This is a genomic window from uncultured Phenylobacterium sp., from assembly GCF_902826855.1.
In the GTDB taxonomy this organism is placed as follows: Bacteria; Pseudomonadota; Alphaproteobacteria; order Caulobacterales; family Caulobacteraceae; genus Phenylobacterium.
Genome location: NZ_CADEGK010000199.1, coordinates 1 through 8044, shown reverse-complemented (window position 1 = coordinate 8044; position 8044 = coordinate 1). Strand labels below are relative to the sequence as shown.

At 67.9% G+C, this 8044-nt stretch carries 9 protein-coding genes; 4 read left to right on the top strand and 5 right to left on the bottom strand.

The window, feature by feature from the left end:
- Nucleotides 1–154: 154 nt before the first annotated feature.
- The 5 genes from QZV94_RS20475 to coxB all read right to left on the bottom strand — a co-directional run bounded on the left by QZV94_RS20475 (nt 155) and on the right by coxB (nt 4575).
- On the bottom strand, nt 155–751 hold the full coding sequence (locus QZV94_RS20475) for a cytochrome c oxidase assembly protein (protein ID WP_293681228.1): 597 nt from the start codon (nt 749–751) through the stop codon (nt 155–157).
- Nucleotides 732–884, bottom strand: coding sequence for a hypothetical protein (locus QZV94_RS20470; RefSeq protein ID WP_293681225.1), 153 nt, complete (start codon nt 882–884; stop codon nt 732–734). The genes QZV94_RS20475 and QZV94_RS20470 overlap by 20 nt, the downstream gene beginning before the upstream one ends.
- The gene (gene cyoE / locus QZV94_RS20465; RefSeq protein ID WP_293681222.1) at nt 881–1849 is read right to left on the bottom strand and encodes a heme o synthase; all 969 of its coding nucleotides are present in this window, start codon (nt 1847–1849) and stop codon (nt 881–883) included. The genes QZV94_RS20470 and cyoE overlap by 4 nt, the downstream gene beginning before the upstream one ends.
- Nucleotides 1850–1930: 81 nt before the next feature.
- Entirely contained in the window at nt 1931–3604 is a 1674-nt protein-coding gene (gene ctaD / locus QZV94_RS20460; protein WP_293681219.1) for a cytochrome c oxidase subunit I, read from the bottom strand.
- Nucleotides 3605–3621: 17 nt separating this feature from the next.
- On the bottom strand, nt 3622–4575 hold the full coding sequence (coxB, locus tag QZV94_RS20455; RefSeq protein ID WP_293681216.1) for a cytochrome c oxidase subunit II: 954 nt from the start codon (nt 4573–4575) through the stop codon (nt 3622–3624).
- Between the two features lie 200 nt (nt 4576–4775).
- Between coxB and QZV94_RS20450 the strand changes: the two genes are divergently transcribed.
- The 4 genes from QZV94_RS20450 to QZV94_RS20435 form a co-directional block, all read left to right on the top strand.
- The gene (locus tag QZV94_RS20450; protein WP_293681213.1) at nt 4776–5147 is read left to right on the top strand and encodes a DUF3140 domain-containing protein; all 372 of its coding nucleotides are present in this window, start codon (nt 4776–4778) and stop codon (nt 5145–5147) included.
- A 31-nt stretch (nt 5148–5178) separates the two neighbouring features.
- Nucleotides 5179–6609, top strand: coding sequence for a metalloprotease TldD (tldD, locus tag QZV94_RS20445; RefSeq protein WP_293681210.1), 1431 nt, complete (start codon nt 5179–5181; stop codon nt 6607–6609).
- Between the two features lie 106 nt (nt 6610–6715).
- Complete coding sequence (locus QZV94_RS20440) at nt 6716–6991, top strand: GFA family protein (RefSeq protein ID WP_293681207.1); 276 nt, start codon at nt 6716–6718, stop codon at nt 6989–6991.
- A gap of 346 nt (nt 6992–7337) precedes the next feature.
- Nucleotides 7338–8044, top strand: a 707-nt coding sequence (locus QZV94_RS20435) for a TonB-dependent receptor (RefSeq protein WP_293681204.1), incomplete at its 3' end; no start/stop codon positions are given.

The following is an 8044-nucleotide window of genomic DNA, read 5'->3' as shown; positions in this document are numbered from 1 at the left end:
CCCTTGCAGGAGAAAGCGCCCGTCACAGGCATCGGATACGGGGTGGCGATCCGTCCAGGCAATGGGCGCGCACCGCAGGCGCGCCACTTTGGACCGCGCTCCGGCGCGCCGCGCCGCGTGTGCGGGTCCCTCATCCGTCAGGAGAGCAAGGTTCTCAGCCTTTCCTGTCGCCCTTCGCGGCCTCAGCCTGCTTCGTAACCGACGGGAAGAAGGTGTAGCTGAGGGTCACCTCGGGCTTGCCCTTGGTGTTGATGTCGGAGGCGTACTTCGGATCGATGAAGTAGAGGACCGGCACCTCGATGGTGGCGCCGGCGGCGATGGTCTGGTCGTCGAAACAGAAGCACTGCAGCTTCTGGAAATACACCCCGGCCTGCTCCGGCACCACGTTGTAGGTCGCCCGCGCGGTCACCGGGCGGTCGGAATTGTTGGTCACCTTGAAGAAGGCCAGCTTGGTCTCGCCGATCTTGGCGACCTGGGAGGTCTGCTGTGCGGTGAAGGTCCACGGCAGGTCGCGCACGTTGGCGTCGAAACGCACCGTGATGGTCTTGTCGAGCACGGTGTCGGAGGCCGCGTCGGCGCGGCGCGTGGTCCCGTCGAAGCCGGTCAGCTGGCAGAAGGCCCGGTACAGCGGCACCGCCGCAAAGGACGCCCCCGTCATCACCGCGATGCCGCCGGCGCAGATCAGCGCCACGCGCGCGTTGCGCTTCTGGGCCGGACCGGGCTTGGAGGGGTCAGAAGGGTCTGTTCGCAACACTGGCTCCCAGCTTCTCGATCGTGACCACAAAGACGAGGATCACGAAGACGATGAGACCCAGGGCGAGCGCGATATTGCGGCCTCGCCGGGCCTTGGCGAAATCATCGCCCTCATGTGAGGGATCGCTCATCGCAACAGCTCCAGAGGCCTGACGCCCGCCAGGTGCTCGCCCAGGAGGGTGGCGAACAACAGGCTGAGGTAGAGGATCGAGAAGGCGAACAGGTTGCGTGCGTCGCTCGCGCCTGCGCGCACGTCGTAGAGCCCGTCGTCGTTGCGCGGGTCGGCCGCATCGCCCGCGTGACTGAGGTAGAGCCGCCAGGCCAGCAGGAGGAACACCGCCCCGCCCACGCTCGCCACGCCCAGATAGACCGGCCCGCCGAGTCCGGTAGCGGCCGGCGCCAGGCAGATGGGGATGAGGAGCAGGCTGTAGACCAGAATCTGCAGGCGCGTGGAGGCCGCGCCCTTGACCACCGGCATCATCGGCACGCCAGCCTTGGCGTAGTCCTCGGAGGTGTACAGCGAGAGCGCCCAGAAGTGCGGCGGGGTCCACATGAAGATGATTGCGCAGAGGAGCCAGGCGTTCAGCGGCGTGGTCCCTGAAGCTGCGGCCCAGCCGATCACCGGCGGCAGCGCCCCGGCAAGGCCGCCGATGACGATGTTCTGCGCTGTCCAGCGCTTCAGCCACATGGTGTAGACCACCGCGTAGAAGACGATGGTGAAGGCCAGCAGGCCGGCCGCCAGCCAGTTCAGCGCCATCCCCATCAGCATCACGGAGAACAGCGACAGCACCACGCCCAAGGCGAGCGCATCAGCGCCCTGCACCTTGCCGGCGGGCACCGGTCGGCCGCGGGTACGGCGCATCTGACGGTCGATGTCGGCATCGTACCACATGTTGAGCGCGCCCGAAGCGCCCGCCCCCACTGCGATGCAGAGGATCGCCACGGACGCCAGGATCGGGTTCACCGGCTGGCCGGCGCAGACCAGGCCGGTGAGGGCCGTGAACACCACCAGCGACATGACGCGCGGCTTCAGCAGCAGGACGAAGTCTTGCCAGCGGGCCGGTGTGCGAGTTGCGGTCTGGGCCATCATGGCCATCGATCTATACTCTCAGAATGATCGAAGGGCGCGCCCCGCTTGGAACGCGCCCCCCGAATGTCCGGTCCGGCGGACCCCGCCCTAGTGGTGGGCGTCGGGCTTGATCACCGGAAGTTCGTTGAACTGGTGGAACGGCGGCGGTGACGGCAGCGTCCACTCCAGCGTCGTGGCGCCCTCGCCCCACGGATTGGCCTCGGCCTTCCGGCGGCGGATCATCGATTCCACCAGGACCAGCAGGAACACCAACACCCCGACGGCCGTGATCACGTAGCCGATCGAAGAAACCTTGTTCCAGTAGGAGAAGGCGACCTCGTAGTCGACGTAGCGGCGCGGCATCCCCTGCAGGCCCAGGAAGTGCTGGGGGAAGAACACCAGGTTCACGCCGACGAACATGATCCAGAAGTGCGCGGCGCCCAGGGCTTCGTTGTACTTCACGCCCCACATCTTCTCGAACCAGTAGTAGAAGCCGGCGAAGATCGCGAACACGGCGCCGAGGCTGAGCACGTAGTGGAAGTGGGCGACCACGTAGTAGGTGTCGTGCACCTGGTAGTCGACGGCGGCGTTGGCCAGGACCACGCCGGTCACCCCGCCCACGGTGAACAGGAAGATGAAGCCGATCGCCCACAGCATGGGCGTCTTGAAGTCGATCGACCCGCCCCACATCGTGGCGATCCAGCTGAACACCTTCACCCCCGTCGGCACCGCGATGACCATGGTGGCCGCCACGAAGTAGGCCCGCAGCTCGATGCCCATGCCGACCGTGTACATGTGGTGGGCCCACACCACGAAGCCGATGAAGCCGATGGCCACCATGGCATAGGCCATGGCCAGGTAGCCGAACACGGGCTTGCGGCTGAAGGTGGCGACGATGTGGGAGATCATGCCGAAGCCGGGCAGGATCAGGATGTACACCTCAGGGTGACCGAAGAACCAGAACAGGTGCTGGAACATCACCGGGTCGCCGCCGCCGGCGGCGTCGAAGAAGTGGGTGTTGAAGTTGCGGTCCGTGAGCAGCATCGTGATCGCGCCGGCCAGGACGGGCAGCGAGAGCAGCAGCAGGAACACGGTCACCAGGATCGACCAGACGAACAGCGGCATCCGGTGCAGCGTCATGCCCGGCGCGCGCATGTTGAAGATCGTGGTGATGAAGTTGATGGCGCCCAGGATGGAGCTGGCGCCGGCCAGGTGGACCGAGAGGATCGCGCAGTCCATCGCAGGGCCGGTATGGCCCAGGGTGGATAGCGGCGGATAGAGCGTCCAGCCGCCGCCGAAGCCGTTGCCGGGCCCGCCGGGCACGAACATCGAGACCACCAGCATCACCCAGGCCGCCACCAGCAGCCAGAAGGAGATGTTGTTCATCCGCGGGAAGGCCATGTCGGGCGCGCCGATCATCAGCGGCACGAACCAGTTCCCGAACCCGCCGATCATCGCGGGCATGACCATGAAGAAGATCATGATCAGCGCGTGGCCGGTGACCACCACGTTGTAGCCATGCTTGGACGCCTCGATGAGGCTGTGCCCGCCGATCTTGATCTGTGAGAGCAGCGACCCCTCGCGGAAGACCTGGATGCCCGGCTCAGCCAGCTCCCAGCGGATCAGTCCGGAAAGCGCCCCCCCGACCAGGCCCGCCATGATGGCGAACAGGATGTAGAGGGTGCCGATGTCCTTGTGGTTCGTGGACAGGAACCAGCGGGTGAAAAACCCCGGCATGTGGTCGTGATCATCGTGATGATCGTGGGCGGCGGCATGAGCCATGTTACGCAGGTCCCAGCTTAGTTCGTGGCCGGAGCCGCAGGCGCGGCGGGCGGGGTTGCGGCGGGCGCGGCCGGGGTGGCCGCGGCAGGCGCGGTTGCGGCGGCGGGGGTCGCGGCGGCCTCAGCGGCGGGCGCCGCCGCTGCCGCTGCCGGCGCAGGCTTCGGAGCCTTGCCGGCCACCCAGGCGTCGAACGCGGCCTGGCTCACCACATGCACCTCGATGGGCATGAAGGCGTGGTCGACGCCGCACAGTTCGCGGCAGCTGCCGTAGTAGATGCCCTCGCGGTTGGCCTTGAACCAGGTCTCGTTCAGACGGCCGGGGATCGCGTCGGTGATAACCCCGAAAGCCGGCACCGCCCAGGCGTGGATCACGTCGGCGCCGGTCACCTGGACACGGATCACCTTGTTGACCGGCACCACCATGGGCGCGGTTGCGGCCAGCAGGTAAGGCTTGCCTGCGGCCTCTGCCTTTTCCTTCGGCTCGATGTTGGAGATGTACTCGCCGATCTTCTGGTCCGGGTACTCATAACCCCAGTACCACTGGTAGCCGGTGGCCTTCACGGTCACGTCGGGCTTCGGCATGTCGTTGTAGTCGAACAGCAGCCGGAACGAAAACAACGCGATGACCATCAGGATCAAGACCGGCAAGACGGTCCAGGCGACCTCGATGGCGGTGTTGTGGCTCCACTTCGCCGGCACCGGGTTGGCTCGCTTGTTGAAGCGCACCACCACGATGACCAGCAGCAGCAGGACGAACAGCGTGATGATGGTGATGACCGGCATCAGGATCACGTTGTGGAACCAGATGGCGTCGTTGCGCAGCGGCGTGACGCCGCGCTGCATGTCGATCGCGCCGTTCGTCGGCTGGCCGATGAGCTCTTCGGCCCAGGCGGCTGCGCCCCAGAAGGCTGCGCCGGCGCCCGCGAGGGCCCCCGCCGCCCGCGTCCGCAATCCGTGGAATCTCGACTTCATGTCCCCTCGGTCTGCTGGGCCGCCGGCGCCCAGAAAAGGTGGTCACCGCCGGCTGCGAACAGGACGCGCGGACATGCTCTCCTGCATCGCCCGACCGGCCCCTTCGCGGGTCATTACGCGCATCCCTTGGGCTTGCCAAGGCGTTCACGGCCCTTACACCGCACCCTCCGGCCACACCTCGTTCTGCGAAAGCCCGCCAGATGCACCTGAGCCCCGATGAGGAGGCCGAAATCCGGCGTGAATTCCTGCGCCTGACCAACCTTTCACAGGCCGCTCTGCGGAGCTGGGTGGAGGGACCGGAAAGCCGCAAGGTGGGGATGATCCGCAAGGGCGAGACCGAATCGGTGGGGCGGCAGTCGGCGCGAAGGATCCTCGTTATCCGCGACACCGCGACCGCCGACCTTACCGAGGCCGACTATCGGCACATGCGACGCGTGATCGGCTACTGCCGCCGCCACCTGGCGCAGCGGCCGTGGGGCGATGTCACCGCCACCCGCTGGCGGTGGAGCCTGATGAACTGGGGGCACGACCCATGCCTGCCGTGTCGCGACGACGCGGACAGCCAAGGGTGACGGCCGCCGCCTGAGCCCCTATCTTCCCCGCATGAACGCTCCCGTCCCCGCCCCCTCGATCCTCGACGCCTCCGGCGTCGATCCCGCCCGCGCCGGCGATATCCTGAGCGATGCGCTGCAGGGCGCGGACGATGGGGAGTTGTTCGTCGAGCGCTCCGAGAGCGAATCGTTCCTGTTCGACGACGGGCGCCTGAAGTCGGCGGCCTACGACGCCACCGAGGGTTTCGGCCTGCGGGTGGTGGCGGGCGAGACGGCCGGCTACGCCCACGCCTCTGAGATCTCCGAGGCCGCGATCCGCCGAGCGGCCTCGTCGGCGCGCCTGGCCAAGCGCGGCTATGCCGGTACGGTCGCCGAGGCGCCTCGGGCCACCAACGCAAAGCTCTACGGCGAAGAAAACCCGCTCAGTTCGCCCGGCTTCTCCGACAAGGTCGCGCTGCTGGAGGAGATCGACGCCTGGGCGCGGGCCCGCGATCCGCGCATCGTGCAGGTGATGGCCTCGCTGCACGGCGAGCGGCGCACGGTGGAGATCCTGCGCGCCGACGGGCGGTTGATCCGCGACGTGCGTCCCCTCAGTCGGATCAACGTCCAGGTCACCGTCGAGCGCGATGGCAAGCGGGAGAACGGCTACACCGGCGCCGGCGGCCGCGTCGGCTTCGAGACCTGGATCACGCCGGACAAGTGGCAGGCCCAGGTGGACGAGGCGCTGCGCCAGGCGCTGACCAACCTGGACGCCATCCCCTGCCCGGCCGGCGAGATGGACGTGGTGCTGGGTCCCGGCTGGAACGGCGTGCTGCTGCACGAGGCGGTGGGCCACGGCCTGGAGGGCGACTTCAACCGCAAGGGCACCTCGGCGTTCTCCGGCCGCATCGGCGAGCGGGTCGCGGCGCCCGGCGTCACGGTGTTCGACGATGGGACCCTCCCGGGCCGCCGCGGCTCGCTCACGGTCGACGACGAGGGCACGCCGACCGAGCGCACCATCCTGATCGAGGACGGCATCCTGGTGGGCTATATGCACGACCGGATGAGCGCGCGGCTGATGGGCCTCCAGCCCACGGGCAACGCCAGGCGACAGTCTTACGCCCACATGCCGATGCCGCGGATGACCAACACCGCCATGCTGGCCGGGTCGCACAAGCAGGCGGAGATGATCGCCTCGACCAAGCGCGGCCTCTACTGCGCGAACTTCGGCGGCGGGCAGGTGGACATCACCAACGGCAAGTTCGTGTTCCAGTGCACCGAGGCCTACCTGATCGAAGATGGTAAGATCACCTCGCCGGTAAAGGGCGCGACCCTCATCGGCGACGGGCCTTCGGCGCTAACGCGGGTGACCATGATCGGCGACGACTTCGACTTCGACCCCGGCGTCGGCGTCTGCGGCAAGGGCGGCCAGAGCGTGCCGGTGGGCGTGGGCCAGCCATCGCTGAAGATCACCGGCCTGACGGTGGGCGGGACCAGCGTTTGACCGAGCCGGCGGGGCCCTTCGTCGCCACCGGCGGCTGCCTCTGCGGGGCGGTGCGGTTCGGCGTGAAGGAGAAGCTCGCCCCGGTCGGGTTCTGCCACTGCTCGCGGTGCTGAACATCCGCCGCGACCGATTCGAGTGGTTGGCGGGCGAGGACAATGTCCAAGTCTACGCCACGCCCACCGGCTGGAAGAGCCTGTTCTGCCGGACCTGCGGCTGTCCCACGCCTCATATCCTGCGCGATGGCCAGCGGGTGCTGATCCCGGCCGGCGCGCTGGACGGCGACCCGGACGTGGCCATCTCCGGGCACATCTTCGTGGGCTCCAAGGTGCGCTGGGAGGTCATCGCCGACGGCTCGCCACAGTTCGACGAGTGGCCCACCTAGGCTCAAAGCCGCTCGTTCGCCGGCCGCAGGCGCACGATCTCCGCCTTGGGTTCGCATTGGCGACATGGCCTGGGCGACCGCCTTGGATCGGACGCAGCGGTCCCGAAGCCGCTTCTCCTCCGCAGAGGCGGTGACGAGCGCCAAGCTCGCCGCGATCGCGCGCTGGCCTCCTCGATTCTTCACCGCACATACAGCCGCGCTTTGGGGGCGTAAGGCGAACGTATGGGTTACATCTGTCAATCTAATGGCGGCGCGGATCCGGAAATCCGATCCGCGTTACCGGCAATTAATTGGCCTGCGACAGGCGACCCGCGGCACTAAGCGTCCACTTGGGGAGAGTACGCCTATGCTGATCGCCAGCCTTCTGGCCCAGGCTGCCGCGGCGGCGGTCGTGGCCGCGCCGGCCGAACAAGGCGTGACCAGCTTCGGTCCGGAGTTCTTCGCCGCGCAGCAGCCCGCCACGGCCTTCGACATGCTGGCCCGCATCCCGGGCTTCTCAGTCGACAACGGCGCCGTGGTGCGCGGCTTCGAGGGCGCGGCGGGCAACGTGCTGATCGACGGCCAGCGCCCGGCCAGCAAGACCGACACCCTGCAGGAGATCCTGGTTCGCATACCGGCCGGGAAGGTCGCGCGCATCGAGGTCATCCGAGGCGGCGCGCCCGGCATCGACATGCAGGGCAAGACGGTGTTGGCCAACGTCGTCCAGCGGCAGGACGGCGGCCTGCGCGGCGTGCTGGCGGTGGCCAACAACCGCATGGACGACGGCCGCAACCAGGGCCAACTGCGCATCGAGGGATCCGGCTCCATCGGTGAGATCAAGTGGGAAGTGTCCGGCCGCGCGGCCCGCGGCTTCGACGACACGGCGGGCGCCGGCAGGGGCGTGCGCTTCACGCCCGGCGCCCCGCCAGTGCTGACCGGTTTCGACGGCGAGGGCGACGGCCTGTTCTGGAACGGCTCCGGTTCGGTGGAGGCGCCGCTGCTGGGCGGCTCGGCGCGGCTGAACGGGAAGATCGTCGACGACGGGTTCAAGGCCGAGGAATTCACGCGCGTCCT

Coding starts and splice junctions, on each gene's coding strand:
- QZV94_RS20450 (WP_293681213.1), top strand. CDS start 4,776: ATGCACCTGAGCCCCGATGAGGAGGCCGAAATCCGGCGTGAATTCCTG.
- ctaD (WP_293681219.1), bottom strand. CDS start 3,604: ATGGCTCATGCCGCCGCCCACGATCATCACGATGATCACGACCACATG.
- QZV94_RS20470 (WP_293681225.1), bottom strand. CDS start 884: ATGAGCGATCCCTCACATGAGGGCGATGATTTCGCCAAGGCCCGGCGA.
- coxB (WP_293681216.1), bottom strand. CDS start 4,575: ATGAAGTCGAGATTCCACGGATTGCGGACGCGGGCGGCGGGGGCCCTC.
- tldD (WP_293681210.1), top strand. CDS start 5,179: ATGAACGCTCCCGTCCCCGCCCCCTCGATCCTCGACGCCTCCGGCGTC.
- cyoE (WP_293681222.1), bottom strand. CDS start 1,849: ATGGCCATGATGGCCCAGACCGCAACTCGCACACCGGCCCGCTGGCAA.